23 protein-coding genes are annotated in these 24,801 nt (G+C 39.3%); 11 read left to right on the top strand and 12 right to left on the bottom strand.

What is annotated here, in order from left to right:
- Positions 1–68: 68 nt before the first annotated feature.
- Together EAX61_RS08030 and EAX61_RS08025 are read left to right on the top strand one after the other, a co-directional pair.
- Positions 69–2,987, top strand: a complete 2,919-nt coding sequence (locus tag EAX61_RS08030; RefSeq protein WP_121917161.1) for a PEP/pyruvate-binding domain-containing protein — start codon at positions 69–71, stop codon at positions 2,985–2,987.
- Positions 2,987–4,249 carry a serine hydrolase gene (locus tag EAX61_RS08025; protein WP_121917160.1) on the top strand — a complete coding sequence of 421 codons (1,263 nt, stop codon included), beginning with the start codon at positions 2,987–2,989 and terminating at the stop codon, positions 4,247–4,249. The genes EAX61_RS08030 and EAX61_RS08025 overlap by 1 nt, the downstream gene beginning before the upstream one ends.
- A 61-nt stretch (positions 4,250–4,310) precedes the next feature.
- On the opposite strand, the gene EAX61_RS08020 is transcribed toward EAX61_RS08025, so the two are convergent.
- From EAX61_RS08020 to EAX61_RS08005, 4 genes are all read right to left on the bottom strand, one after another.
- Positions 4,311–7,139 carry an NTP/NDP exchange transporter gene (locus EAX61_RS08020; RefSeq protein WP_121917159.1) on the bottom strand — a complete coding sequence of 943 codons (2,829 nt, stop codon included), beginning with the start codon at positions 7,137–7,139 and terminating at the stop codon, positions 4,311–4,313.
- A gap of 15 nt (positions 7,140–7,154) precedes the next feature.
- Positions 7,155–8,051: a serine hydrolase gene (locus EAX61_RS08015; protein ID WP_121917158.1), complete on the bottom strand. Its 897-nt coding sequence runs from the start codon at positions 8,049–8,051 to the stop codon at positions 7,155–7,157.
- Between the two features lie 160 nt (positions 8,052–8,211).
- On the bottom strand, positions 8,212–9,906 hold the full coding sequence (gene ggt, locus EAX61_RS08010; protein WP_121917223.1) for a gamma-glutamyltransferase: 1,695 nt from the start codon (positions 9,904–9,906) through the stop codon (positions 8,212–8,214).
- A 15-nt stretch (positions 9,907–9,921) separates the two neighbouring features.
- The gene (locus EAX61_RS08005) at positions 9,922–10,506 is read right to left on the bottom strand and encodes an acyl carrier protein phosphodiesterase (RefSeq protein WP_121917222.1); all 585 of its coding nucleotides are present in this window, start codon (positions 10,504–10,506) and stop codon (positions 9,922–9,924) included.
- A gap of 128 nt (positions 10,507–10,634) precedes the next feature.
- Between EAX61_RS08005 and glmM the strand changes: the two genes are divergently transcribed.
- Both glmM and EAX61_RS07995 read left to right on the top strand, forming a co-directional pair.
- Positions 10,635–12,023: a phosphoglucosamine mutase gene (gene glmM, locus EAX61_RS08000; protein WP_121917157.1), complete on the top strand. Its 1,389-nt coding sequence runs from the start codon at positions 10,635–10,637 to the stop codon at positions 12,021–12,023.
- A gap of 129 nt (positions 12,024–12,152) precedes the next feature.
- Complete coding sequence (locus EAX61_RS07995; RefSeq protein WP_121917156.1) at positions 12,153–13,658, top strand: aminotransferase class V-fold PLP-dependent enzyme; 1,506 nt, start codon at positions 12,153–12,155, stop codon at positions 13,656–13,658.
- Here EAX61_RS07995 and EAX61_RS07990 read toward each other — a convergent pair.
- Entirely contained in the window at positions 13,655–14,578 is a 924-nt protein-coding gene (locus tag EAX61_RS07990; protein WP_121917155.1) for a lysophospholipid acyltransferase family protein, read from the bottom strand. The genes EAX61_RS07995 and EAX61_RS07990 overlap by 4 nt on opposite strands.
- 62 nt (positions 14,579–14,640) lie before the next feature.
- Here EAX61_RS07990 and EAX61_RS07985 point away from each other — a divergent pair, with 62 nt between their 5' ends.
- From EAX61_RS07985 to EAX61_RS07975, 3 genes are all read left to right on the top strand, one after another.
- Positions 14,641–15,291 (top strand): rhomboid family intramembrane serine protease, encoded by a 651-nt coding sequence (locus EAX61_RS07985; RefSeq protein WP_121917154.1) that lies wholly within the window; start codon positions 14,641–14,643, stop codon positions 15,289–15,291.
- Between the two features lie 62 nt (positions 15,292–15,353).
- Positions 15,354–16,037: an SIMPL domain-containing protein gene (locus tag EAX61_RS07980; protein WP_121917153.1), complete on the top strand. Its 684-nt coding sequence runs from the start codon at positions 15,354–15,356 to the stop codon at positions 16,035–16,037.
- A 59-nt stretch (positions 16,038–16,096) separates the two neighbouring features.
- Positions 16,097–16,279, top strand: coding sequence for a hypothetical protein (locus EAX61_RS07975; protein ID WP_121917152.1), 183 nt, complete (start codon positions 16,097–16,099; stop codon positions 16,277–16,279).
- 32 nt (positions 16,280–16,311) lie between these two features.
- On the opposite strand, the gene rluF is transcribed toward EAX61_RS07975, so the two are convergent.
- Positions 16,312–17,043, bottom strand: a complete 732-nt coding sequence (rluF, locus tag EAX61_RS07970; protein ID WP_121917151.1) for a 23S rRNA pseudouridine(2604) synthase RluF — start codon at positions 17,041–17,043, stop codon at positions 16,312–16,314.
- A 138-nt stretch (positions 17,044–17,181) separates the two neighbouring features.
- Between rluF and EAX61_RS07965 the strand changes: the two genes are divergently transcribed.
- Positions 17,182–17,430 carry a DUF1456 family protein gene (locus EAX61_RS07965; protein WP_121917150.1) on the top strand — a complete coding sequence of 83 codons (249 nt, stop codon included), beginning with the start codon at positions 17,182–17,184 and terminating at the stop codon, positions 17,428–17,430.
- A gap of 4 nt (positions 17,431–17,434) precedes the next feature.
- Here EAX61_RS07965 and EAX61_RS07960 read toward each other — a convergent pair whose 3' ends face one another.
- The 5 genes from EAX61_RS07960 to hutI form a co-directional block, all read right to left on the bottom strand.
- Positions 17,435–18,217: an MBL fold metallo-hydrolase gene (locus EAX61_RS07960; protein WP_121917149.1), complete on the bottom strand. Its 783-nt coding sequence runs from the start codon at positions 18,215–18,217 to the stop codon at positions 17,435–17,437.
- Positions 18,214–18,672, bottom strand: a complete 459-nt coding sequence (locus tag EAX61_RS07955) for a GNAT family N-acetyltransferase (RefSeq protein ID WP_121917148.1) — start codon at positions 18,670–18,672, stop codon at positions 18,214–18,216. The genes EAX61_RS07960 and EAX61_RS07955 overlap by 4 nt, the downstream gene beginning before the upstream one ends.
- A complete protein-coding gene (locus EAX61_RS07950) occupies positions 18,662–19,657 on the bottom strand; it encodes a formimidoylglutamase (protein WP_121917147.1) in 996 nt (331 codons plus the stop codon). Before EAX61_RS07950 ends, EAX61_RS07955 begins: the two co-directional genes overlap by 11 nt.
- Positions 19,654–20,163, bottom strand: coding sequence for a hypothetical protein (locus tag EAX61_RS07945; protein WP_147448352.1), 510 nt, complete (start codon positions 20,161–20,163; stop codon positions 19,654–19,656). The genes EAX61_RS07950 and EAX61_RS07945 overlap by 4 nt, the downstream gene beginning before the upstream one ends.
- A gap of 65 nt (positions 20,164–20,228) precedes the next feature.
- Entirely contained in the window at positions 20,229–21,458 is a 1,230-nt protein-coding gene (gene hutI, locus EAX61_RS07940) for an imidazolonepropionase (RefSeq protein ID WP_121917145.1), read from the bottom strand.
- A 108-nt stretch (positions 21,459–21,566) separates the two neighbouring features.
- Here hutI and EAX61_RS07935 point away from each other — a divergent pair, with 108 nt between their 5' ends.
- The 3 genes from EAX61_RS07935 (at position 21,567) to EAX61_RS07925 (ending at position 23,912) form a co-directional block, all read left to right on the top strand.
- Positions 21,567–22,742: a trans-sulfuration enzyme family protein gene (locus EAX61_RS07935; RefSeq protein WP_121917144.1), complete on the top strand. Its 1,176-nt coding sequence runs from the start codon at positions 21,567–21,569 to the stop codon at positions 22,740–22,742.
- Between the two features lie 24 nt (positions 22,743–22,766).
- Positions 22,767–23,486, top strand: a complete 720-nt coding sequence (gene bshB1, locus EAX61_RS07930; protein ID WP_121917143.1) for a bacillithiol biosynthesis deacetylase BshB1 — start codon at positions 22,767–22,769, stop codon at positions 23,484–23,486.
- 117 nt (positions 23,487–23,603) lie between these two features.
- Positions 23,604–23,912: a hypothetical protein gene (locus EAX61_RS07925; RefSeq protein WP_121917142.1), complete on the top strand. Its 309-nt coding sequence runs from the start codon at positions 23,604–23,606 to the stop codon at positions 23,910–23,912.
- A 3-nt stretch (positions 23,913–23,915) separates the two neighbouring features.
- Here the strand turns inward: EAX61_RS07925 and rlmF are convergent, their stop codons facing one another.
- Entirely contained in the window at positions 23,916–24,752 is an 837-nt protein-coding gene (gene rlmF, locus EAX61_RS07920) for a 23S rRNA (adenine(1618)-N(6))-methyltransferase RlmF (protein WP_121917141.1), read from the bottom strand.
- Between the last annotated feature and the right edge of the window lie 49 nt (positions 24,753–24,801).

Raw genomic sequence — 24,801 nt, 5'->3', positions numbered from 1 at the left:
GGTTAATCATTCTTTTGGAACATTGCAATTCAAGTACCTTTAACATACTGAAAACACTAACCATTTTTATGAAATATACTATACTAGGGATGACCATTATGGTCGCCAGTTTCTTTGTGTCTACTGTAAATGCGCAAGACCTTCCCGTCGCTTCTATAAAAAAGCAAATTGAACTTTATAAGGAAAATTATAGAGGGCCTTACAAACAAATTGAGTGGTTCTGTAAAGATGGAACCCGCCGTGATTCTAAAGACCCTTGTCCAGATAAAATAGGCGGTGGCGTACAGCACGCCAGTTACCGCGACGACCTAAAAGACTTGGGAAATAAGTATCACTTATTTTTTGCAGATATTCTTACAAATACGGATAAAGAAGATTTCTGGGACAGCTCTAACAACCACAGCCGTTTAAAACAATACCAACTTGCAAGATACCTAGCAAGTGTAGATGATGGCTGGGTACAACGTAAATCACAATACTACCGTGGTGCCGTTCAATCAGAAGATGAGGAAGCTTGGGGTATTGAGTTTTATCAATGGTTATTAAGAGATGATGCCCGCTTACGCGAAAATTATTACCTACTTAGACAATCCCTGAGAGATATCCCGCACGACGGCGATAGCAACCTAGCACAAGCAATGCGCAGTCAGTCTAAAACGATTGCCGAAGAGTTTCCAAAATTTATGGAAGCTAGAATAAAAATCCACGGAAAACCGGATGTAAGTGATATTCAGATGGTGCAGGAATTTCGCGCAAGGAATAAGGATAAATTTTCTCCCGCAATTGCCAAAGAATTTGATGCGCTGGAAAAAACGATGAAAGAGTTTTACGCGCCTATTGACTTCACGGCACTCAATGCCCAGCTTAATAAAATCAAGTCTGATGATGTTTTAGTAAGCAGAGTTAAAACTTTTCTAGAAAATGGGTCAAAAGATCAAGATGCTAAAAAACTCGTCACCGAAATTGCAGACGTGCTCTGTTACATCCGTCAGGATATTACTTCATTATCCAGAGCAAGTGATAAACTTCAAATGCTAGACCTTACTAATGAGCTCGAAGATATCTTATTATTAAAAATGCAGGAGTGGCAACCAGAAACACTAGGCGATTTATTGCAAAAAATAGAAACCCTCAGTTACGCCACCGCTGGTACAGGACTTGTTGAGCTAGGAGAGTGGTATGCCATAGAGCCCTATCTCGTCGCCGAAAGCTACCACGAGGATAAAAGCGTAGCCCAACTCAATGATTTTCTAGCAACCTCAAGAGGAATAGTGGAGTGGAGCGCCGCTCAGGTAAAAGCAAACTATCAAGATGTTGTAGAACGCTACGCGCAGTTCGAGCCTAAAGCACACGGCTTTATAGATGATCGTGTTCGGTCGTCTGTGGCGCTGGACTTAGGAGAAAGTGTGAGTAAGTTAGGAGCCTTTATAACTAAGTACTCAGGACTTGAAAATAAAGTTATGGATATAAACGGCCAAGCTTCTGTAAGGGGATTGAATCCTGGATATGCTTATGGCGAGCTCGTTGTAGTGCAGGGAACTCCAGAAAACATTGAGGTCGATACAGAGAAGATTTATGTTTTTGAACGACCACCATCAGACTTAAAACCTGTAGCTGGAATTATGACGGTTTCTGAAGGGAATCTTGTGTCCCACGTACAGTTGCTGGCGCGAAATTTAGGGATTCCTAATGCGGCCTTATCGCAAGGAAATCTTGAAGACTTGATGGAATATAGTGGTAAGAAAGTTTTTTACGCCGTCTCAAACAGAGGCAACGTAATTATCAAAGCAGAGAAGGATATGGATGAGCAAGAACTCGCTTTGTTTTCAAAGAAAGAACGCTCTACAAACCAAGTTACTGTTCCCGTAGAACAGATAAAACTCGACCAGACAAGCGTGATTAATATGCGCGACATAGATGCCAGCGCCTCTGGAAAATTGACGGGTCCTAAGGCAGCCAATTTGGGCCAACTCAAGAAAATGTTTCCAGATCAAGTAGTTGAAGGACTTGTAATCCCTTTTGGGATTTTTAAAGATCATATGGACCAAAAGATGCCTAATTATGAGGGCTCTTATTGGGGTTTTCTTAATGACGCTTTCGCGAAAGCGGAAAAACTCAAAAAAGACGGTGCTTCTTCTAAAGAAGTTGAGGACTTCCAGCTAGGAGAGTTGCAACGTTTAAGAGGCGCCATTGCACAGATGACATTAAAACCATCTTTTATCCAAAACCTAAAGGCAGATTTTCAAAGCGTGCTCAAAGCTCCTATGGGAAAAGTCCCTGTGTTCCTACGTAGTGATACAAATATGGAGGATCTAGAAGAGTTTACTGGTGCTGGACTAAACCTTACACTATTTAATATTCTGGAGGAAGAACGTATTCTCAAGGGAATTAAAGACGTTTGGGCTTCTCCATACACAGAGCGTAGTTTTAAGTGGAGACAGCAATACTTAAGCAATCCAGAAAATGTATTTCCTTCTATTCTCATTATCCCATCGGTTGATGTGGAGTATAGTGGGGTGATGATAACAAAAGGAATCAACTTGGGGACAGATGATGATTTGACTATCGCTTTTAGTCGTGGGGCAGGAGGAGCTGTAGACGGTCAGGCCGCCGAGACAAGACTTGTAACAACCACAGGGAATAGACTGTTGTCGCCTGCGAGGCAGAGTGACTATATAAGATTACCATCAACAGGTGGAACGGCCAAGAAAACCGCCACGTTTGAAAATGAAATTTTAAATGAGCAGAATATTTCGGACATTAGAGCGATTGCCTCCGCAATACGGAAGCGACTTCCTGAGATGACAAATTCAGATTATAAAGGCGCTTATGATGTTGAGCTGGGATTTGAGAATGACAAATTATGGTTGTTCCAGATTCGTCCATTTGTCGAAAATAAGAATGCAAAAACCTCAGAATACTTAGAATCTATTTCTCCAGAGATAGATAATGACTTTTTAATAACTCTAGATGCACCCATTAAATAATGAAAACTAAACTAATTATAATACCCGCGATTTTAATTTCGGCACTGTTTCTAATGTCTTTATATCCTATAGATGGATATGATCGCACGGGAATCAAACGCCTCTACCGCCTTCAGAAAATGGAGATGGATAGTATAGATAACAAACGTATTCCTGACGGAGCTTATAAAAAGCTTGCAGATATTAAGCTGAATTTGCTTTCGCGAAGGCGGGATAGTGCTTCTGCATTACTTATAGAAGATCCTGAATTTTCTCGTGCCGTGCAACGTATTACTCCAGGCGGAGCATATTCACTGGCTATTCTAGATATGTCTAATCCAGATAGCTTAAAATATGCAGACCATCGTGAGAATGTAGGCTACCAGCCTGGAAGTGTAGGAAAAATTGCTGTACTAGCGGCCTTATTTACGGAGCTTCACAAGGTATATCCGGACTCGGCAGATTTTGACTTACGAATGGGTTTAATTTGTAATAAGCGCGTAAAAGCAAGGTACTGGGGGACGGGTGACCATCATACAATCCCAATTTATGACATAGAAAAGGATAAACTAACAAAGCGTCAGGTAGTAGCAAGTGATGAATTCTCTGTAATAGAATGGGCCGACCATATGGTTTCTGTAAGTAATAATGGTGCAGCGAGTGTGGTGTGGAGAGAAGCAATGTTGATTTCTCATTTTGGCAAAAAATACGCAGATATTACAGAAGAGGAAGCTGAGGCTTATTTTAAAGATACTCCACGTGACTCATTAACAGATCGTGCAAATCGTATCGTGAATGACCCTCTGCGCAAACTTGGAATTTCTAGTGATGAATGGCGTCTAGGTAGTTTCTTTACCGGTGCTGCAAATAAGTACGTAGGTGATAAAGGTGGGAGCACAGGCACACCAATAGGACTTATGAAATTCTTAGTAAGCCTCGAACAAGGAAATGTAATTGATGAGCAGAGTAGCCTCGAGATGAAGCGCCTACTGTATATGACCGATCGCAGAATACGTTATGCTCGCGCACCACAGCTAGATGATGCTGCAGTGTATTTTAAATCTGGTAGTTTTTATAAATGTGACAGAGTAAAAAATCCTGATTGTAGCGCGTACGCAGGTAATGTTTACAACTATATGAACTCCGTAATCATTGTAGAGCAACCTAATGGTAAGAAGTACATCTGTTGCTTAATGACTAATGTTCTTAATAAAAATAGTGCTGGAGCTCACATGTATTTAGCAAGTAGCATCGATAAGCTTATAAATCCTAAAGAATCATAGGAGTAACATAGCTCATAAAATTGAAAGCGAGATTGTAATCTTTATAGTCTCGCTTTTTTATTTATTTGTTTTCAGCATTTAACGCTGTCACAGCGCGCTTTGCTAATTTTCTTATCTGCTTGTCTTCGTGATATTGCAGCCTACTAATCTGCTGAAGGTATTGGCTATCTTGTAAATGAATTATAAGGTTAAGTAAGGCTAGTTTCATACGTTTGCCACGATTTGCTAGTAAAGATTTTATAATCTTACTTTCGTTCTCTATTTCTAAATCAAAGCTCGCAACCTGAATATCATTATCTTCGATAACCGTATATTCTAAAAGGGGAAGAATGTTACTCTTTAATTTAATGTGAAGTAGATTATCCAGAAATTCAATGGCGTTAATCTTTGCTTCTTTATCGTTGCTTTTAACACCAAAGTAAGCCGCCTTTATGTCTTCCTGATTATACCGCAAACTCAGTAGCGTAAATACACTATCTAAACTCTGATTAAGTTGGTCTCGTAATACTTGAACAATAGTCTCACGCGCAACAAGTATTTCTGTTTCTTGGTCTGTTATTTCTTTACTCAATTCAGTATTATTCAGCAATTGACTGAAGGTGGCTAAAGCAACGATAGTATCTTGGTAAAACTGACTTTCACTTAAAATCAATTTAGTAATACGGCGTCTGTCTATATTTATATTAGCATTTGTACGCTGTAATTTTTGCAATGATTTTGAAGCGTGGCGTCGTGTGATAACGTCTTTGCTTAACAGAAACTTATACAGTACTCTTACGGAATCTTGGGTGTTAAAAGACGCAACAACCTTAGGCAGATATCGTCTTACCTCTGTGTTAAATACCTCATCATTTTCTAGTTTTAAGATTGCTGTAGTTATTTCTGGACCATAAGCAGTTAAGCTTTTTATAGCTCTTTTTCTAAATTTTTTAAATTCAAGGAATGGTAATAGTTTATGAATAAAAACTGGATCTGCAGTAATGCCAGCAGCTTTAATAGCACTCTTTACGACAGCATCATTTTTATTTCCGAAGTGTATTGAGATAAAATAATAATAATCCTTAACTCTGGCATAGGCGATTGTTAAGAGAAGTTCCTCGGTTTCTTCTACATTTTCAAGCCCTTCGGGAGTAGAGAGGATATCTATTCTTTGCTTGATTCGTTTTAAAAGGTCAAACTCGATGCCCAAACGTTTATTGGTCTGAGCATCTTTAGCAAGACAAAGTAGAGCTGCTCTAGCAACAGAAGGATCCTTGTGATCAAGATAGTCTCTAAAGATATTGCGGTCATCTATTTTTGTATGATGCAAGAGGTATTGGAGTGCGCCAATAGTAAGATCGTCGTTTTTGAGTTTAAGAAATGACTGCACTTTTCTTACTGCTGTTCCTTCCCTATAAGAATATAGTTGATCAATGGCAGCAAGTTTAACAGCCGTGGAAGGGTGATCTAATAACTCAATGATTTGATTTTGTAATGGTTTTAATTTTGTAGTTCCAATGCGGTCAAGTAAAATTAAAATTTCGGATTCATTACCTTGTGATAGAACTCTTCTCGCCGAAGTAATCGTTGTTTCTCTTCGAGATTTGTTCTTTATCTTATCTTCAACAAGGCTTTCAAGATTTTTCCTAAACGATGAGAAGTAGGCATCTCTCAATTTATAAATGAGAATAAGCCAGACAAATAAAAAGAGTAAAATAAGAACTGACACGAAAAGTGTTCCCAACTCCATTCCTCTAATCCCAAAAATAAGCAAGAAGCCAGCAAGACCCGTTGCAACACTATCTACAACGATGTCTATAAAAGACTTTGCTTGGTTCTTAATAGCGTAGGGGATGGGAAGAATAGAAAGTTCTGCTGCGGCTTTATTAATAGACTGTTTAAAACTACCGTCGAGACCTTTAATGATTATTAATACCCAGAGTTCTGGAACAGTAATAAATAGAAGACAGCCCAGCGCTATTCCCAAGGGCAAAATTAGCATTGTAGAGGTAACACCTAGATAGCCCAGTACTCTGTTAGTTGCAAAAAGCTGTATTAAAAGAGCAATTACGTTAAACGTAGAAAACCAAAAACCCAAGAAAGATGCTAACTCGTCAGAATCTGGAATTGCCCTATGTGCAAAATCTGAAAATTGGAAATCTACAAGTTTAGCAACAAGAACTCCCACACCTATTATAAGAGCTGTATAAAGTAAATGTTTTGACCTAAGAATTAGCTGAAAAGCGTGTGTGTCTGGTGTTGATTCCTCGTGTATTTTCTTCTTTCTTGCGTAGACAGAAAGCTCTTTTAATCGCATCTTCCAAATGCGAAACAATATAGGAATGCAACCCAAAGTAAGTATTGCTGCAATGAATATAGAAACCTTATTCCCAAAGTTTGCTGAGACTAGCGTAGTAAGGTATCCACCAAAAATTCCTCCAGCTATTGCCCCAGCTCCTATAAATCCAAATAATCGCTTAGCCTCCCGAGCATTGTAAACCATATTTGCGAGTATCCAGAATTGCGAAGTGATCACAACAGCAAATAGTGAAATTAGGACGTAATAAAAATAGAGCACCCACACTTCTAGAAATCTTAAATGCAGGGCAACACTCAAAAAGATAAAGAGTAATGCAAAACTTAATAGGGAAATAGTAGCAACCCTACGGAAAGAATATTTTCTAATTGCCTTATTATAAAAGTAAGAACTCAATATGGCGACTATAGCTACGAGCAGGTATCCATACGGTAAACTATCTGCACCTAGGGCAGACAGAAATAATGCGTTTACCGAGGGCTTCACAATGAGCAACACCGTGATTACAAGGAATATGTACAATTGCATAAAAAAAGAGATAGTGATTTCACCATCTCTTATGTCAAATGCTTTCTTGTAAAGCCTCTTTAGCATTAAAATATTGTCAAATTAGTTATACGCTAAAGAACGTGATTTTTTCATTACTTTTTCTAAAGGGATAACTAAATCTCTTACAATTTGCTCGCCATTTGCATCATCTATTAACGCAACTAAAATATATCTGCGCTCGGGTCCCCAAACGAGTACGGAATCAGAGTGATAGTTTTTCCAAGAACCTGATTTTCTGTACAAATCTGCTTTTGGCGCAATTTTATCAAGTGTATTTACAAATTTGTGGTGTAATGCAGGATCTTTCATTATGTCCAGCATCTGCTTAGAGCGCTTAGGACTTACCAGATTTCCTAAAACGAGTTGATAATAAAAACTACACACTTGTCTCGCAGTTGCAGCGTGGCTTAGCCCCTTCATAGGCTCAGGATGTCTTTTGCCTCCAGCCGCATAACGCTTGCCTACCCATAAGCCACCACCTACTTCCTCATCATATAATTTAAGCTGATCACTACGTAATACTGACTCGATTTTATCATAACCTACACGATCTATCATTCTAGTAGAAGCCGCATTATTAGACTTACTAATCATAAGGCGCATGTCTTTTCGAATCTCTTTAGAATCTTTAAGTTCACCCTTATCAATGGCATCCATCGCAGCTAGTAGTATGGCGATTTTGGGAAGACTTGCTGCATACATCATAAATTCGTCATTTATACCAGCGTATTCTATATTGTCTAAATTGCTCAAATCTACAATCCCAACAGACATTCTGTTTGACCTAACGAGGCTTTTCCACTGCGGATTCTTATTTATTTCTTGAGATAACAGCTCTTTTAAAATTGGACTTTCATAAGTCTCAAGAGGCTCAACACTATCCACTTCCACAGGAAGACTCTGAGCAGTTGCAAAAGAACAAATTAACACGCCTATAATGAGCGTTATATATTTCATAGTGGTTTGTTTTATTAGGTTAATATAAAGTATACAAAAAGGTTGCCAAATATACTAGCAAGAACTGTTATAATATTCCCAAAACGTCATATGAATCACTATATTATTTTTCCGCTTTCGCGAAATTTATACGCAACTCGTTTTAGTAGCCGAAAACCTCCTAAAACCCCACCGCTGTATCATCACCACGACGGTCTGCACCACCCTCTAGAGACCCATCTGGAAGAACCAAAATTCCATCTACCTTTCCGATAATGGGAGAGTCCTCTTGATTTATGTTATACCCTTTTGCCGAAAGATTTTTAAGCATCTCTTGGTCAAAACTATCAGGTTCAAACATTACCACATCTGGTAACCATTGATGGTGAAAGCGAGGAGCGTTCACGGCCTCTTGCATACTCATTTCAAACTCGTGCACGTTAAGTATCGTCTGCATCACAGAGGTGATTATGGTAGAACCTCCTGGTGTTCCTACGGTCATCCAGAATTTACCATCTTTCTCAACCAGAGTAGGTGTCATACTGGATAGCATTCTTTTTCCAGGCGCGATAGCATTTGCCTCTGCACCTATAAGTCCAAACATATTAGGCACACCCGGCTTTGCCGAAAAATCGTCCATTTCATTATTTAGGAAGAAGCCAAGCTCGTCTACATATAATTTAGAGCCATAAGCGCCGTTAAGCGTTGTAGTTACCGCAATGGCATTCCCAAACGAATCGACTATGGAGTAGTGAGTTGTTTCCATGCTTTCATAGCCCGGTAATTTTCCGTGTTCCAGATCGCTGGAAGGCGTCGCCTTATCCCAAGAGAAATCATCCATTCTGTTCTTATTATATTTCTCCGAAATCAGCTCGGCTACAGGAACGTTTACAAAATCAGGATCGCCCAGATAGAAACTACGATCTGCGTAGGCTCTGCGCTCTGCTTCGGTGATGAGTTGGATGGTCTTTTCTGTATTGTGTCCGTATTGAGATACATCATAAGGCTCGATGGATTCAAAAATTTGTGCCATTGCCACGCCTCCAGATGATGGCGGGGACATTGATATTATTCTGAGATTATCGTAGTTAAAGATAACGGGATCCCTCCATTGCGCCTCGTAAGCTTGTAGATCTTCAACAGTCATTATACCACCTTTGGCCTGAATATATTCCACCATTTTCTGTCCAGTTTCTCCACCGTAAAATTCGCTCTTTCCATTTGCGATGATGCGCTCTAAGGTTTCGGCTAGGGCGGTGTTTTTAATGGTTTCCGCTTTCGCGAAAGCGGTACTATAAAGCATCGTACTGTCACCGTTCACCTCTGTAAATACAGGAGCATAGTGTTCAAAGCGCCTCGCTTGATTCTCGGTAACCACATAACCGTTACGTGCCAGATCAACAACAGGTTGCAATAATTTTTCAATAGGCAAGGACCCAAACTTCTCGTGAGCAGCAAATATTCCCGAGATTGTCCCTGGAACACCCACCGCCATTGCACCTTCTGTACTTAGCTTGGGAATTACGTTGCCCTCTTCATCTAGATACATTTCCTTGCGAGCCGCGCCTGGAGCTTTTTCACGATAATCTAGTGCTCCTACTTCGCCCGATGTTGTTCTATACACCATAAAGCCACCACCGCCTAAATTACCCGCAAAAGGATAGGTGACTGCGAGGGCCATTTCTGTCGCAACCATCGCATCAAAGGCGTTACCACCCTGCTCCATGATGGCAGAGCCTATTTTTGAGGCCTCTTCACGTGCAGAAACGACCATCGCTTTCTGGGTTATGAGTCCACGTTTTGTTTCTTTTTTAGGATTTTCGGTTTTACACCCTAGTATGAGTAGAGCAAAGAGAAGTGTACATAAATATCTCATAGTGATCATAATGGTTTATAGTTCTTCAAATTTATTTTTTACAAAGGCTCGTAGTTCTTCAAAAAATCGAGTAAACTCGTCTTCAAAAAGGTTATAGTATTCTTTTAAATCCTCAATAGCCTCATCCATCGCGACACGGCGCTTTGTGCGTATGTTCATATTATACAACACTGTAGCAATACCGTCTAGATTTGCATAGGAAAGTAACCAGTTCTGTTCCATCATAGGAATCATCATTTTCTGGATACGACCCGTGAGTAAATGGTGGTTTTCTTGGAGAAGGTTATAAAAGTCTGTAATGTATTCATCTAGTGGTGTGTTGTGATACTGTAACCAATTTTTTGCCAAAAAATGGTCGTACAATATATCTACAATCACACCAGAATAATGCCCATATTTGGCGTGCAATCGCTTTGTACTCTGTTTTACAATGGGATGACTGTCCGTATAACTGTCTATCCAGCGATGTATGAGGATACCGCGCTGTATTTCATCAGAATATTTCAGGTATTTTTTTCCTTTGATACCATCTGCCATAAAATTGCCTATGGTTTCCATAGGGTAACCGTCTGTGAGGTAAATATGAGCGAGGAAATTCATTGTTCTAAGATACTTCTTATCATACAAATGGAGAAATTTTTTGGTCCGCTTTCGCGAAAGCGTAAACATCTTCATAGCAATTAGCCTCACAAATCTTTATTTTTACAGCAAATCAAAATAAACAAGCAATGACCCTCATAAAATCCATTTCAGGAATCCGCGGAACAATAGGAGGAAGCCCCGGCGATAATCTAACACCTATAGATGCTGTAAAATTTGCGGCGGCCTATGGAGCTTGGCTCAAGAATGATAGAAACAAGAACGTTTACAGAGTCGTTGTGGGACGAGATGCCCGCATTTCTGGAGCAATGATTCAGGATCTTGTAATGAATACACTCATCGGGATGGGAATACACGTGATAGACCTTGGACTCTCTACCACACCTACTGTCGAGATTGCGGTGCCTATGGAACACGCAGACGGAGGAATTATTCTCACTGCCTCTCACAACCCTAAACAATGGAACGCGCTAAAACTCTTAAACAGTAAAGGAGAATTCCTGAATGGCGCCGAAGGAGAAAAAATCCTCAACTATGCAGAAAATGAAGACTTTACATTTGCTCAGGTTGATGATCTAGGAAAAATAACAAAAAACGATGCCTATATAGACCTCCATATTGAGGAAGTACTCGCCCTAGAACTTGTGAATGTAGCTGCTATCAAAGCCGCAAAATTTAAAGTTGTTGTAGATGGAGTAAACTCTACAGGAGGAATTGCTATACCACGATTGCTCGAGGAATTGGGTGTCGAAGCCGTTAAGTTATACTGTGAACCTAATGGGGAGTTCCCTCATAACCCGGAACCGCTCAAAGAGCATCTGGGAGACATTTGTAAAATGGTCGTTGACGAGCGCGCAGATTTTGGAGTTGTAGTGGACCCAGATGTAGATAGACTTGCATTCATAGATGAAAAGGGAGAAATGTTTGGCGAGGAATACACCCTCGTTGCCTGCGCAGACTATGTGTTAGGAGAAAAGAAAGGAAATACCGTTTCTAACCTATCATCATCTAGAGCACTGCGCGACATTACCCGAAAACACAGTGGCGATTACTACGCGAGTGCAGTAGGTGAAGTTAACGTGGTAGAGAAAATGAAAGAAGTAAAAGCTGTCATAGGTGGAGAAGGAAACGGCGGTATCATTTATCCAGATTCTCATTATGGACGTGATAGCCTGGTGGGAACAGCATTGTTTCTGACACATCTTGCGAATCTAAAAATTTCTGTGAGCGCACTCAAAGCCAGCTATCCTCAATATTTTATGAGCAAGCAAAAAATCCAGCTTACTCCAGAATTAGATGTAGATGTACTGCTCGAAAAAATGGCAAATAAGTATAGTGACGAAGATGTATCTACCATTGATGGTGTAAAAGTTGACTTTGAAGAGTATTGGGTACACCTGCGTAAGTCTAATACAGAACCCATTATTAGAATTTACACGGAAGCATCTACTCAAAATAAGGCAGATAGTGTTGCAAATGATATGATTGCGACGATTAAAGAGATTGCTGGGATATAAACTAAACAACTCAGTTCTGAGCCAGATTTCTAGAAATAGAAATCTGGTTTTTTATTTTGGAAAATAGGGTAAATGCCCGTTTTATATTTCTTTAAGAATTGTTAGATTTGAGTTGCTAATCTACTGGTAATGAAAATCTTAAAACCTATAAAGTCTAGTGATAAACTAGAGAAATACTTTTCTCGCTTTCGTAAAAACATTGTTGGTTATAATCAGCACTTCACATCGCCCTATGGCAGCCAACCGCTTATATATGCAGATTGGACGGCCTCGGGAAGGTTATACGGACCTATCGAGGAGAAAATGTTACGAGATTTTGGACCGTATGTTGCAAATACACATACGGAAACAACCGTATCGGGTACCGCTATGACAATGTCTTATCATAAGGCTAAAAATATCATTAAACAGCATGTTAATGCAAATGAGAATGATGTGCTCATTGTAGGCGGAAACGGGATGACGGGAATGGTCAATAAATTTCAGCGTATTCTTGGCCTCAAAGTTCCTGAGAATATTAGAAAATTTACTGCTATTCCAGAAGAAGTTAAGCCTATCGTTTTTGTGTCCCATATGGAGCACCATAGCAATCAAACAACTTGGCTAGAGACGATGGCAACAGTTATTATAGTTCCTGCAAAAAGTGATGGTCGCTTTTGTCTAGATAATTTTGAGAAAGAATTACTTAAATATGAAGATCATCCTTTTAAGATTGCCTCCATTACGGCCTGCAGTAATGTTACGGGAATCGAAACTCCCTATCACGATGTCGCAAGGCTAATGCACGCACACGGAGGATTATGTTTTGTAGACTTTGCCTGTAACGCTCCTTACGTTACTATTAATATGCATCCAGAGCATCCAGAAGAGCGTTTGGACGCCATTTTCTTCTCTCCACATAAATTCCTAGGCGGTCCTGGGTCTTCCGGTGTTTTGATTTTTAATAAAGATTTGTATAAAAATGTAGTGCCAGATAATCCAGGTGGTGGTACTGTCTCTTGGACCAATCCTTGGGGCGAGCACAAATACGTAGATAATATTGAAGAACGAGAGGATGGTGGTACTCCAGGATTTTTACAAACTATTCGAATTGCTTTGGCTATAAAGCTCAAAGAGGAAATGGGGGTAAAAAATATTTTGCAACGAGAACACGAGATTATCGATATCATTTGGAAAGAGCTAGGAAATATAGAAAACCTCACAATTCTAGCAGGAGAACATAAGGAACGGCTCGGTGTAGTGTCATTTTACATAAGCGATTTACATTTTAACCTTGCGGTAAAATTATTAAATGATCGTTACGGTATTCAAACTAGGGGAGGCTGCAGCTGTGCAGGAACTTACGGACATTACCTTTTAAATGTAGACAGAAAAATGTCTCACGAGGTAACCTGTGAGATAAGTTCTGGAAACTACCTCCGTAAACCAGGCTGGATAAGAATGTCCATTCACCCGACAATGACCAATGACGAAATATTACTTATCTGTAATGGCATTAAAGAAGTCGCTTCAAATTTTAAGAAATGGAAAAATGATTATAATTATATGCCAGAAACTAACGAGTATCTGCATAAGGATGATGCTAAGACCTCTAAAAGTAGAAGTATTGCAATAGATTCTTGGTTTGAGTTCTAAGTGTGATTTCTATTTCTTCTTGCTTCAATTTCGGCAAGGACTTCTTCCTTTTTTCCTAAGAGCTTAAATCTTTTGTGCGTCCATAGGTAAAACTCTGGACGGTTGCGTATTTGGGTTTCTAACGCTTTCGCGAAAGCGGAAGTAATTTCACCCTCTTCTGTCTGACTCCCATTGGTGGTAAGTGATTGAAAAGTGCCCACGTAGTAGCCACGCTTTACTTTTTCTACACCAAGATACCTTACCGGTAAGTCAAATTCTTGAGCAATACGCTCAACACCGGTAAAAAACGGTAGCTCGTGACCTAAGAATTGTGTCCAGTATTTGGCTCTATGAAAACGGGGAGATTGGTCTGCCACAAAACCATAACAACCTGTTTTTCCTTCGCTCTCGAGTTTCTGGATGGTTCTCATAGCTTCTTTAGAATCTACCATAAACGTATTCCACCGCCCGCGTATGTCTCTAATGAGGTTGTCAAATTGTTTATGCTTTATTTTTTTATAAATCGCATAACCTGGATGCTTGACGTAAAGTTGTAATGCAAAAACCCACTCATAACTGGCATAATGCCCCATGATGAGACACGTACTTTGATCTGCCTGGTCGTAGTCTGTGATAGCCTCGACGTTTGCAAATTGATAGCGCTCTAGTAGGTCTTTCTTTTTTATGTTCATAGACTTAATCATCTCTAAGAACATGTCGCACAAGTGACTATAAAATTTGCGCTCTATAGATTTTAGTTCAGCTTCAGATTTTTCTGGAAAAGAGGTACGCAGGTTGTAACGCACAGTTTTCTTTCTGTACCCAATCACTCTATATATAAGAAAATAGCAACAATCCGAAATGATATAAAGTAAACGGAATGGAAGCACAGATAGCAACCAAAGAAGCGGGTAAAATATCCAAAAAACAACAGCTTTCATTACATTTATTTACAAAGTGAATCGGGCAAATATAGCTATCTTTACAAGTAAAATAAGCGCAAATGGGGGATTTACATCCGGTAACAATTGGAATAATACTTGTCAACGTGCTCTTTTCTATGAAGGGTTTTAATGACTTTAGTTTCTTCGAAAAATATAAGTTTAATATAGGTGGTATCTCCCGGGGAGAGCAAATACGTATGCTTTCTTCTGGATTCTTACACGCAAATACTCCGCATCTGTTTTTTAATATGTTGACGCTGTATTTCTTTGCAGATGCGGTGATTTATCAGTTAGGACCATTAAATTTTGTAATTATTTATTTAGGAAGTCTAATTCTCGGAAATTTGTTAAGCTATTTTTTTCACAAAGAAGAGTATCACTATAGTGCTGTAGGAGCTAGTGGTGCTGTTTCGGGAATACTTTATGCTGCTATATTATTACAGCCAGGAATGAGCTTATATATGTTCTTTATACCGATCCCTATTCCTGCATACATTTTTGGAATAGGTTATTTATTTTACTCTATTTACGGGATGAAATCGAGAAGAGATAACATAGGTCACGATGCGCATTTTGGCGGAGCAATAGGAGGTTATATCATTACCCTAGCAATGGTTCCTATACTTTTTCAAACAAACTTGCTTATGATTATTCTACTTGCTATTCCTATAATTGTTCTGTTTATTCTCATTAAATTAGGAAAGATTTAGGTTACAGCAGCCACATCGGCATTGCATTTGCAATACGTAATTGAAATTTAAAAATGACTATAATGAAATACATAACAGCCATAATCTTATTTGTAACTATGAGTCTAACCGCACAACAGTCTAAAATGGAACCTCTTGTAAATGTTACAGGTGAAGGAAAAGTAAAAGTTGCACCAGATGGTGTTGACATACGCGTACGGGTAGAAAGTGAAGGTAAGGATGCACAGTCCGTTAAGGTAGAAAACGACCAGTCCATCGATAATGTTATTAAATTTTTGAGAGGTGCTGGAATAGAAGGTAAATACGTTCAGACTGAATATATAAATCTGAATAAAAACTATGATTACAATAGCAAAACATACACTTACAAAGCAAATCAGACGCTCACAGTACAATTAAAAGACCTTAAGAAATATGAGGCTATTATGTCTGGATTATTATCTTCTGGAATCAATAGAATAGATGGTGTCCAGTTTACAGCGTCCAATATGGAGAAACTACGGGCCGAAGCCCGTGTCAAGGCCATTCAAGATGCGAAGGAAAAGGCAACAGCTTACGCTGGAGCCCTGGGACAATCTATTGGAAAAGCGGTTCAGATTTCTGAAGAGGGAAGTGTATCTCCACAACCACCTATGTATAAAGCAAGAATGATGTCTGCCGAGATGGATGGTAGCGGAGGCGAAACCATTGCTCCCGGTGAACTTACAATCACTACACGCATTGCGGTTAGTTTTGAGCTTAAATAAGGTGTAGGTTTAACGACATCTTAACGCTAGACGTTACTTTTCATATTTATCTTTAATGTATGACTGAGAAAGAAAGAAAAAAAGAAATAGATGCGCGTATCGTTCGCGATGATCCTAAACCGATTTCGATAGGGAATGGGGTTCATAGAGAAGAATCGAAACTCGCACAAAAAGAAGCAAAAGACGAATCACTAAAGCGGACAAAAACCGAAGAAGAAAACAAAGAAAAACGGGCTCAATAGCCCGTTTTTCTTTGTTTAAGTACTTATAGTTCTTAATTATGCGTTTTATCAGAATCTTGAATAGACTCATTTAATTCGCTAAGTTCAGCAGGAGTGAGGTCGCGCCATTCTCCTACGGGAACATCTAAAGCGATATTCATAATTCGATTACGCTTAAGCTGAGTGACCTCGTAATCCAGAAACTCACACATACGGCGTATCTGTCTGTTTAATCCTTGAGTCAGGATAATCTTAAACTTAAAACGGCTCAACTGCTCTACTTTACATTTTTTTGTAACCGTATCTAGAATAGGAACCCCATTGCTCATTTGAGCTATAAATGATGGAGTAATGGGCTTGTCTACCGTTACTTCATATTCTTTTTCGTGATTATTGCGCGCTCTCAGAATCTTATTTACAATGTCTCCATCGTTTGTCAATAAAATGAGACCTTCACTGGGTTTATCGAGTCTACCTATAGGAAATATACGTGAGGGGTAATTTATGTAATCTATAATATTGTCCTTCTCAACCCTCGTATCTGTTGTACATACGATGCCAACGGGTTTGTGGAAAGCTATATATACAGGTTTTTCTCCACTACCACCTATAAGTTCCCCATTCACACGTACTTCATCACCTTCAGAGACTTTCGTTCCCATTTCGGGTATTTTACCATTTATGGTTACCCTTCCTTGGTCTATAAGCTTATCTGCGGCGCGACGTGAGCAATAGCCCATTTCGCTTAAATATTTATTAATTCTGGTCTGTTTCTTTTCTTCCATAATATGTTGCAAAATTACAGGTAATTATGTGATTGCTTTGCATTAGATTATATTCTTAAGTAAATTGTACGAAGGTGGAGGATTACGCTTTCGCGAAAGCGCAATTTTAACCGTAACTTGCATAAAACTTTAAAAGCTATGGCACTTACAAACAACGATATCTTTAAAAAACTCCGTGTGGCCCATAAATTAAGGGACGATGATATTATCAAGATTTGTGAACTCGTAGATTTTCAAGTGTCTAAAAGCGAACTGGGAGCTATTTTCCGTCATCCGGACCACGCAAAATATATGGAATGCGGTGATCAGTTCTTGCGTAATTTTTTAAATGGTCTCGTTATTCATCTTCGGGGACCTATGCCTCCTAAGCAACCTAGAAAAGAATAGTTTCTTACTGTTCTGGGTACCAATCCATCATTAGCACTTCAATATTCTCATTACCGGCATTGACAAGGTTTTTAAATTTGAATACATCACTCATCTTTTCTTTGCCACGATAGTGGTAGGGCAGGACCGTTTTTGGCTTAAAATCCAGAACTGCGGCAGCAGCACTTTCTTCAGTCATTGTGTAGGGAAGGTTCATACAGACAAATGCAATATCAATATTCTCAAGATTGCGCATCTCTGGGATATCCTCCGTATCGCCCGAAATATAGATACGTTTCCCGTCATTCTCAATTACATAACCATTACCACGACCTTTAGTGTGAAAATTAAGAGCTTCTTCTCTGAGATTATACATTGGGATTGCTTCAATATTAAAGCCGAGCACATCTGCTGTATTACTATTGTTTAGTACTATAATTTGAGAAGAAATTCCCTGCGGTGTTTTTTCATTTACTGCACTGGGAACGATGAGGGTGGCATTATCCATATTTAAACCTTCAAGTGTTTCCACGTTAAGATGGTCGCCGTGTATGTCTGTAACTAGCACGATGTCTGGATTATCATAATCTGCAAAAAGCTCGGCACCACCTACAGGATCTACATAAATAGTCTTTCCATTCCACTTTAAAACCATTGTAGCGTGGGAGATGGGGATTATTTCAAAGTTTGTTGTAGGTGATTCTACGGTTACGTCTTCATTAGTTTGTACCGTATTATTTTCTTTTTTGTCATTCTTACACGCAAAGAATGCAAGACATATGGACATTGTAAAAAGTATCTTTTTCATATCAGTTTTAGTTTCATTTTAATATTTGCTCTTTCGTATTGATTTTCAGTTTCTAAAGGTATTTCCACAAATCCATATTTCTTGTAGATGTGGATGGCATTTTCTAAAATCCTGTTAGAATAGAGTATGAGGGTGTTCATTTTTTCTGCTTTCGCGAAAGCAATAACAGACTCCATCATCTTTTTCCCTAAACCTTTGCCTTGCACAGAAGGATCTACCGCCATCTTTGTAAACTCGTAAACTCCGTTTTCTATAAATATTAAAGACATCGTTCCTACAGTCTTACCTTCGTAATCTACCATAAAAATATAGCCGCCTTTCTCCAAAATATATTGAAATGGGTTACTCAAGACTTCATTATCATAAGGCTCCACGTAAAAATACTTATGAAGCCAAGCCACATTGAGCGCTTTAAAAGTTTCTGCATCCCTATGTGTAAAAGGTCTAATCTTCATTTTTAGAATGGATAAAATCTGTAACCATATAGGATAGTGCTTTACCTATTTGAGTCATATTTTTATTAGTAGGCGCTGCCTCGCAAAGATGAAAGTAACTGCATTTTTTACTTAAACCTGTAATTGAGATTAAATTTCTTATATCACTCAAATTGAAACCACTAGGAGTTATTGCACTGCTTGAAAAATTTTCTATAGCATCGCAGTCTAACTCTAATCCAAATGACGTGACAGATAATTCTGCTATCATATCTTTATACAATTCTCTACCATTATTCTCTGCGATAATATCTTCAAATAACACGTATTTTACTTCTTCTTTTCGGGCTTCAATCCATTCGAAAATATACGCTGGGGTATAATTTTTGTGTAGACCAAAAATGCAGTATTTGTTTAAAAGACGAGGTTCGTTTTCATAAGCGTATCTAAAACCATTACCACTATGACGATAATCTGCAGTACGTAAATCTGTGTGCGCGTCTATATTAATCACATTAATGGCAGTATTTAAGGCAGTAGCAGTCCCTTTTATCATTCCGAAAGCATTATTATGGCCTCCACCTATGGCAATAGGAATTTTTCCAGCAGCTACAATTGCTTTTACGACTTGAGTAACCATCTTATCTATTCTGCTTACTACAGCTCCTAGTTCTTCTTTTGGGGTTTCTGCTGTAATTGTAAAATCAGGTTTGACAGATATATGTCCTAACAGTATTATAGATGATCCGTGATTGTATTTATTATCCTGTATGTTAAGAAACGATCTTAAAAAGGCAGACCAAGCTTTTGCGGTACCAGTCTTTCCAAAATTTGCCTGAACTCCCATGTCCTCGCAAATCCCAAAAACAACGTATCTAGAGGTGTGATTCTTCAGATCATCTAAGCTCGAGATGTATTGTATGCTCTGACCAAGTTTTGTTTCTCCATCTCTAGCAGAGAGTTGTTTATGAGAATCTTCTTGAGTATGAAAATGAAGCTGTATCATACTTCTCTAGGACTTAGAGCCTTTATGCATTCTTCACGTATATCCCAGATTTCATCGAGGCTATATGGCATTTTTTCTCTTTTAATCCAGCTTTTTAAAACTGACTGATGATATTCTTTTTTCCAACTCCCCACTTGATCTGCGTCTATGGGTATTTCTATTAGGATATCTTTCTCCCAAGCCCTATTATTTGCTTTTTGGAAAGTATAATCAAAACGCTCACTATCATAAGATAAATAAGTGTGGGCTTCTAGAATATAGTCCAAATTATACTTTTTGAGAACTTGGCCTACACCGGGAGTATTTTCACCGTTCATCGAGTAAATTGCGAGATTAAAATCGATGCTATTGATTTCATTTTCTTCGGCGAGAGTCTTGAGGCACGCGTGCTTTGTCGAGCAGGTTCCTTTACCTTCTGTCAGAATAATTGAAGCCTTGCGTGTGCTAGAGTTTCTACCATAAGGTAACTTCTGAACGTAGCGTATCGCATCGTGAAAGGTATCCATACCTTTATTCCGAAAACGCTCTGAGAGGGGTTTATCATTTGATAATCTAAAATTAGGGAGCATAGCTATATAAATTCTCCGTTAATCATAATTTTATCTATTTGCGGGTTTCCAAAGCGATAGGGAATCGCGTTGAAAGAGTTGAGTGGTTGTGTGATCATAATATTGGCTTTTTTTTGTTTTGTTATGCTTCCTGTTTCAGTAGCGATTCCCATTGCAAATGCACCATTTATGGTGGCTGCGGCTATTGCTTCCTGCGGGGTGAGTCGCAGGTTTACGCAAGCTTGGGATACGATAAAATTCATATTGCCACTAGGGGAGGACCCCGGGTTGTAATCTGTTGCTATTGCGAGTGGTAATCCAGCATCTATTAACTTGCGCGCCAGTGTGTACGGAATTCCTAAAAAGAATGAACACCCGGGCAATGCGACGGGAATAGTTGTTCCATTTTGAAGTGCTATAATATCGGCTTCAGTGAGTTCCTCTAAATGGTCTACGCTTACCGCCTTATGCTCTACTGCCTTGGCAATGCCACCTATGGAGTTGAATTGGTTTACGTGAACTTTTGGTTGCAAACCGTGTTTTTTTCCTTCGGTTAAAATGGTTTCCATCTCTGCCACCGTAAAGTAGCCAGACTCGCAAAAAACGTCTATAAAATCGCAGAGGTTCGCTTTCGCGAAAGCGGGAATCATCTCCTCAACAATGAGCTTTATATAATCCTCGCGTCTATCCTTATACAATTCAGGAATAGCGTGAGCGGCGAGTAGGGTTGCTTTTATTGGAATGTCAAAGTTTTCTTTGAGCCTCGCAATAACCTCCAGCATCTTGCGCTCTGAAGATACCGTAAGGCCGTAGCCACTTTTAATCTCGATTGCGCCAGTACCCATCGCGATAAGAGATTCAAGGCGTTTTGCAGCATCTTCATACAGCGTGTCGATGTCCATTTCTCGTAGGCGTTTGGCACTATTTAAAATACCGCCACCTTTCTGAGCGATCTCTTGATAGGTAAGTCCTTTAATACGGTCTACAAATTCATCTTCACGGTCTGCAGCATACACAAGATGGGTGTGAGAGTCACACCACAGGGGTAAGACAATCTGTCCTGTGGCATCTATAACTTCGGCTACGGCGAGCGGATGTAGGTCTTCCATCTTTCCAAATTCATAGATGAGGCCATCCTCAATGGCGAGAAAAGCATTCTCAATATATGGTAGCTCGTGCATCTCTTTGCCGGCGAGCGGTTTAAGGAATTCTCCAGTCACAAGTAACTGATGGATGTTTGTAATCAATTTCATATCACATAAAGGTAGCAGATTTATGCCGAAAATACGCCTCTTCCTTGTCAGAAATTGGAACTGCAGTCGTAAGAAGTTTTTGTACTTTTAGAGGATAATTTATGAGTTATGAAATCCAGAACTAAAGGAATAAATACAATCTGCACCCACGTGGGCGAAGTAAAGGATGAACAGTTCAAAGGAGCGATTTCTCCTATTTACTTATCTTCCTCATATGCGTTTATGGATGTAGACGTAAAGCGGTATCCGCGGTATTTCAATACACCTAATCAAGAAGCTTTATGCAAGAAGATTGCAGCACTTGAGGGTACGGAGGATGCACTAATTTTTGGCAGCGGCATGGCAGCTGTGAGCACTGCGCTACTGGCGTTTCTCAAGGCTGGAGATCATATTGTGTTGCAGGAAACCTTGTATGGAGGTACTTATAATCTGGTGGTGGAGGAATTCCACAAGTACGGAATAGAATATACGTTTACAAAAGGTCTTGATGAGGCCGCTTTCGCGAAAGCGATTACTCCCAAAACTAAAGTCATTTACATAGAAACTCCGTCCAACCCGCTTATGAAAGTGACAGATATGACTATGGTGAGTAGCCTTGCCAAAGCAAATGGCATTGTCACAATGATAGATAATACCTTTGCATCGCCTGTAAATCAGAATCCTCTACAGTTTGGGATTGACGTGATTATTCATAGTGCGACCAAATATATGGGCGGACACAGCGATATCTGTGCAGGAGCCATTGCAACTAGTAAGGAACATACGGAGCGCATCTGGAATCTTGCCAAAAATCTGGGAGGGAGCTTGAGCGATATGACTGTGTGGATGCTAGAACGAAGTATGAAAACAATGGCGATACGTGTAAAAGCACAAAATAAAAATGCAAAGAAGTTAGCCAAATGGTTGTCAAAAAATGATGCTGTAGCCAAGGTGTATTACCCAGGATTAAAATCTCACCCAGATTATGAATTGGCCAAAAGGCAGATGACAGGATTTGGCGGGATGATGTCTTTTGAACTTCAAGATCACATTGATGCCGAAGCATTTCAAAAAGCACTAAAACTTATTAAACCATCAATGAGCCTTGCAGGAGTAGAGAGTACGATGTTGTGTCCTGCGCAAACTTCCCACGCATTGCTGGGCGAAGAGGAAAGAGCAAAACAAGGAATTTCCGATGGATTGATACGCTTCTCCGTCGGAATAGAAGATAAAGAAGACTTAATAGCAGACATCGAGCAAGCCCTCGCCGAAGTTCACAGCGCGGTAACGCTTGTGGAAAGCTAGAATTTTACTTACGAAAACACCTATATGAAATTAGACATACTCGCCATAGGCGCACACCCAGATGATGTTGAGCTAGGCTGTGGCGCAACGATTGCAAAGGAAATAGCATCAGGAAAAAAAGTTGGCATCCTAGACCTCACTCGTGGCGAATTGGGAACTCGGGGAACTGCACAAACTAGAAAGGAAGAGGCAACCGCCTCAGCTAAAATCCTGGGTGTTTCTGTGAGAGAAAATATCGATTTAGGCGATGGATTTTTTGAAAACAATAAAGAGAGCCAGCTTAAAATCATAGAAATCATACGTAAATACCAGCCAGAAATGGTGCTTTGCAATGCGATAGATGATAGGCATATAGACCACGGCAAAGGAGCAAAACTAGCTAGCGACGCCTGTTTCCTAAGTGGATTGGAAAAGATTGAGACTTCTGTTAATAACGTGAAACAAACAAAATGGCGTCCAAAATTCGTATACCACTATATCCAATGGAAAAACTTAGAGCCAGATATCGTGGTGGATGTAAGCGACTTTATAGAAAAAAAGTGTGAAGCCGTGTTTGCCTATAAAACACAGTTTTACGACCCCTCAGATAAAGAAAGTGGAGATACACCTATTTCCAGCCTTACTTTTAAGGAAAGTATTAATTATAGAGCGCGAGACTTAGGAAGGCTTATCGGCACAGAATACGGTGAAGGTTTTACGGTAGAAAGGTATCCTGCGGTGGATAGTTTGTTTGATTTGAAGTGAATCTTATAATAATAATACAAATCTAATTCCGTAAAAAGCCATATTTTTCCAAAGCCCGTGAATCTCGAACCGTCCCTTAAAGTATTAGCACTTATTTCCTATTTCTCAATTCTATTAATGGGACAAATGATCGGTATTCCTTTTATCTTTTGGCTCATTGTAGAAATGGCTGATTTTGGAAGTGAAAGACAATTTTTTGCTATTATAGGAATATTAGGTATTGTCCTTTTGTTTTCAAAGTGGTATTCTAAAAGAACTGTCAAAATCGCGAGTCTCATTTTGATGCTTTTGCCTATTGCTTCTCGTTTCTTTGAAGTCCCATTAGAAAAATTTGATTATCACGGCTTCCAAATCCCTCTCTCCATATACATCGGCCTTAGTATTATTCTAATTTTAGTACCTGCCAATAAATTGAATGCCCAGTAAAATTCAAAACCTCCAACCCACAAACCTCGTCTTCTTATTCCCAAGTTCCATAGCGACAGTTTTATGTGTTGCCTTTAATTTGTCCAATTGTTTATAGATTTTAGGAAGGTGCTCACTTCTTGAGACGAGGGTTGTAAACCATCCCACTTGCGTTTTAAAATCGACGCTTTCCTTTATCATTCGTTTGATAAAAAGTGCTTCGCCACCGTTGCACCAGAGTTCGGTGGAGACTCCTGCGAAATTTCTTGTGAGGTTTCGAGCCTTCAAGTTTTGATTTTTAATGCGGTTTGCTTTTACAGCGTCTTCTTCAGAGGCATAAAAAGGTGGATTGCACATTGTAAATTCATAGAATTCCTCTTCGGCGATGGCGCCTTTGAAGATGTTGCCTCGGTCTTTTTGATGAATGATATTGATTTTTGATGCTAAATGCGGGTTGTGGGATAGGTTTTCTTTTGCTTTCTTGAAAGCGGTCTCATCCACCTCAACACCTGTCATTTCCCAATCATAAACACTTGCGCTCAATAGTGGGTAAATCAAACTTGCTCCGGTTCCTATATCCAAACCTTTTACGTCATTCTTATTTATTAGATCCTTGAGATGATGTATATAGTCTACGCGCCCCGGAATAGGAGGGCAGAGGTAATTTTCGGGAATACTCCAATCTCTTATATCGTAGTGTGACAAAAGAAGCGCCTTGTTCAAAAGAAAAACTGCTGAAGCATCATTAAAATCTATGGTCGTTTTTCCCGTGATACTTTTTAGGTGTGGTTGAAGCTCAGGAACACTTTTTACAAGCGTCTTAAAATTATAGTTCTCTTTATGGATATTATTATCGTGCATTGATGTCTACTTTATATTTGAAAATAGGGAATGGTGCAAGATAGTCTAG

This window comes from Dokdonia sinensis (assembly GCF_003688895.1).
GTDB classification, from domain to species: domain Bacteria; phylum Bacteroidota; class Bacteroidia; order Flavobacteriales; family Flavobacteriaceae; genus Dokdonia; species Dokdonia sinensis.
The sequence above is the reverse complement of the archived record's forward strand: the minus strand, read 5'-3'. Positions and strand labels throughout refer to the sequence as shown.

Coding starts and splice junctions, on each gene's coding strand:
- EAX61_RS08030 (WP_121917161.1), top strand. CDS start 69: ATGAAATATACTATACTAGGGATGACCATTATGGTCGCCAGTTTCTTT.
- EAX61_RS08025 (WP_121917160.1), top strand. CDS start 2,987: ATGAAAACTAAACTAATTATAATACCCGCGATTTTAATTTCGGCACTG.
- EAX61_RS08020 (WP_121917159.1), bottom strand. CDS start 7,139: ATGCTAAAGAGGCTTTACAAGAAAGCATTTGACATAAGAGATGGTGAA.
- EAX61_RS08015 (WP_121917158.1), bottom strand. CDS start 8,051: ATGAAATATATAACGCTCATTATAGGCGTGTTAATTTGTTCTTTTGCA.
- ggt (WP_121917223.1), bottom strand. CDS start 9,906: ATGAGATATTTATGTACACTTCTCTTTGCTCTACTCATACTAGGGTGT.
- EAX61_RS08005 (WP_121917222.1), bottom strand. CDS start 10,506: ATGAATTTCCTCGCTCATATTTACCTCACAGACGGTTACCCTATGGAA.
- glmM (WP_121917157.1), top strand. CDS start 10,635: ATGACCCTCATAAAATCCATTTCAGGAATCCGCGGAACAATAGGAGGA.
- EAX61_RS07995 (WP_121917156.1), top strand. CDS start 12,153: ATGAAAATCTTAAAACCTATAAAGTCTAGTGATAAACTAGAGAAATAC.
- EAX61_RS07990 (WP_121917155.1), bottom strand. CDS start 14,578: ATGAAAGCTGTTGTTTTTTGGATATTTTACCCGCTTCTTTGGTTGCTA.
- EAX61_RS07985 (WP_121917154.1), top strand. CDS start 14,641: ATGGGGGATTTACATCCGGTAACAATTGGAATAATACTTGTCAACGTG.
- EAX61_RS07980 (WP_121917153.1), top strand. CDS start 15,354: ATGAAATACATAACAGCCATAATCTTATTTGTAACTATGAGTCTAACC.
- EAX61_RS07975 (WP_121917152.1), top strand. CDS start 16,097: ATGACTGAGAAAGAAAGAAAAAAAGAAATAGATGCGCGTATCGTTCGC.
- rluF (WP_121917151.1), bottom strand. CDS start 17,043: ATGGAAGAAAAGAAACAGACCAGAATTAATAAATATTTAAGCGAAATG.
- EAX61_RS07965 (WP_121917150.1), top strand. CDS start 17,182: ATGGCACTTACAAACAACGATATCTTTAAAAAACTCCGTGTGGCCCAT.
- EAX61_RS07960 (WP_121917149.1), bottom strand. CDS start 18,217: ATGAAAAAGATACTTTTTACAATGTCCATATGTCTTGCATTCTTTGCG.
- EAX61_RS07955 (WP_121917148.1), bottom strand. CDS start 18,672: ATGAAGATTAGACCTTTTACACATAGGGATGCAGAAACTTTTAAAGCG.
- EAX61_RS07950 (WP_121917147.1), bottom strand. CDS start 19,657: ATGATACAGCTTCATTTTCATACTCAAGAAGATTCTCATAAACAACTC.
- EAX61_RS07945 (WP_147448352.1), bottom strand. CDS start 20,163: ATGGATACCTTTCACGATGCGATACGCTACGTTCAGAAGTTACCTTAT.
- hutI (WP_121917145.1), bottom strand. CDS start 21,458: ATGAAATTGATTACAAACATCCATCAGTTACTTGTGACTGGAGAATTC.
- EAX61_RS07935 (WP_121917144.1), top strand. CDS start 21,567: ATGAAATCCAGAACTAAAGGAATAAATACAATCTGCACCCACGTGGGC.
- bshB1 (WP_121917143.1), top strand. CDS start 22,767: ATGAAATTAGACATACTCGCCATAGGCGCACACCCAGATGATGTTGAG.
- EAX61_RS07925 (WP_121917142.1), top strand. CDS start 23,604: ATGGGACAAATGATCGGTATTCCTTTTATCTTTTGGCTCATTGTAGAA.
- rlmF (WP_121917141.1), bottom strand. CDS start 24,752: ATGCACGATAATAATATCCATAAAGAGAACTATAATTTTAAGACGCTT.